Annotated in this window: 3 protein-coding genes; all 3 read right to left on the bottom strand. The window is 44.4% G+C overall.

The features are described from left to right. On the bottom strand, nt 1-83 hold an 83-nt coding region (locus R7Z78_RS24425; RefSeq protein ID WP_318117034.1), incomplete at its 3' end, for a P-II family nitrogen regulator. Nucleotides 84-272: 189 nt separating this feature from the next. After that, nucleotides 273-584 (bottom strand): c-type cytochrome, encoded by a 312-nt coding sequence (locus tag R7Z78_RS24420; RefSeq protein ID WP_025508723.1) that lies wholly within the window; start codon nt 582-584, stop codon nt 273-275. Between the two features lie 56 nt (nt 585-640). After that, on the bottom strand, nt 641-1,265 hold a 625-nt coding region (gene tilS, locus R7Z78_RS24415), incomplete at its 5' end, for a tRNA lysidine(34) synthetase TilS (protein ID WP_169643838.1).

The raw sequence follows: 1,265 nt of genomic DNA, 5'->3' as shown, positions 1-1,265 counted from the left end.
ATCCCTGTGATGCCTACTTCAGCAAGTGCTTCTCGAACATCATCCAATTTAAATGGCTTGATAATCGCTTCAATCTTTTTCATGTTCATCCCTTGAGCTTCAATCGTTTGCGCATATTATCGTTTAGCGTCTCATAACATTCAATGTTTGTCTCTGCTTCATCGGCTAAAATCCTGAGCCCAATAAGGTCTATTAACTCGAGATAAAACAAAACCAGAGCAATGCTCTGGTTTTGTAGAAATAAGATAACGACGCGTTAATGCGCTTTTTACTTACTTCAAACTTGAGTAGTAAGCGGCAAGGTTTGCAATATCGTCATCAGAAAGCAGCGACGCTTGAGCCTGCATTACCGCAGCAAGACCACCGTTCCGTTCTTTGTTTTTGTAAGCTTTGATTGAGCTCACGATGTACTGCTCGTTTTGCCCTTTCAAATTTGGGTAGCCTGGAATCGTTGCGTTACCGTCTGCGCCATGACATGCCGCACATACTGCAGCTTTAGCTTGTCCCGCAGCGGCATCACCCGCCAGAGCTTGACCACTCAACATGGTTAGTGCAGCCACTGCACCGATCATTACTTTCTTCATTGCTTCACCTAATCGTTTTTTATTTGAGATAGTTATGGTCGATATTGTGACATGAATTACAAAGGCTTGCGCCAAATGAGTTCACAGTCTTGGCCACTAAATGTTTGATCCACAAACAAGTCTGCGACTGCAACAACTTGGTCTTTGTACATCAAAATCGGGATCTGACGACGTAACCAACTTGGCACATTGTATTCTTGGAATAACTTTTTCAGTTTACGACTGCGACTACGTGTTGTGGGGTGTGCCGACAAACCTTCGGGATTGAAAGTAACCCTCAATAACTCGGGGTGTGATGGCAGCGAAATATTTGGCTGATGAGAACCCGAACTAAGCGTTAACGTCCCCAGACTCTCTGGTAAAATCAGTGGCTCATCGATTTGGATATGGCCTTGCCAACTCGTCACATCGGCATAAGGCCTAACCCAGTACAATTTGTTTTGGAAGCGTCGGATCTCTCCTTGTTTGAGTTTAAGCTTTGGATTGGCATCTTGTTGTGCCAATGCCACTTCTTGCCAAATCAAGCGCAATTGAGTTTGACTCGGCATGTTTGCATTCAATTTACTCAACCACATACGAATCAAACGCGCTTGCGCTAATTCACTATGGATAGCTAACTCATCAATACTTAAGCTCAAATCCGCCTGTAGAGCCCGCGCAAACACCGAACCTAGGAGCTCA

The sequence above is a fragment of the Vibrio sp. 1167 genome, from assembly GCF_033340375.1.
In the GTDB taxonomy this organism is placed as follows: Bacteria; Pseudomonadota; Gammaproteobacteria; order Enterobacterales; family Vibrionaceae; genus Vibrio; species Vibrio alginolyticus.
The sequence above is the reverse complement of the archived record's forward strand: the minus strand, read 5'-3'. Positions and strand labels throughout refer to the sequence as shown.

Excerpts from the sequence above, each read along its gene's own strand:
- R7Z78_RS24420 (WP_025508723.1), bottom strand. The coding sequence starts at position 584 with ATGAAGAAAGTAATGATCGGTGCAGTGGCTGCACTAACCATGTTGAGT.